Consider the following 208-nt stretch of genomic DNA (forward strand, 5'->3'; position numbering starts at 1 on the left):
GGTGGTAAGGCGCAGTTCGGTGGTCAGCGATTCGGTGAGATGGAAGTGTGGGCCCTGGAGGCTTACGGTGCGGCATATACCCTGCAGGAAATGCTGACCGTCAAGTCTCACGATGTGAATGGCCGTACCAAGATGTACAAAAACATCGTGGATGGCGACCACCGTATGGAGCCGGGCATGCCCGAATCCTTCAACAGTACGTTGAAGG

Annotated in this window: 1 protein-coding gene; it reads left to right on the forward strand. The window is 55.8% G+C overall.

Going from position 1 to position 208, the window contains the following annotated elements; translation table 11 throughout:
• The coding region (locus LJE08_RS14900; RefSeq protein WP_227403702.1) for a hypothetical protein at window positions 1–208 on the forward strand (208 nt) is incomplete at both ends.

Source organism: Holdemanella sp. DFI.5.55 (assembly GCF_020593575.1).
GTDB lineage: Bacteria > Bacillota_I > Bacilli_A > Erysipelotrichales > Erysipelotrichaceae > Holdemanella > Holdemanella hominis.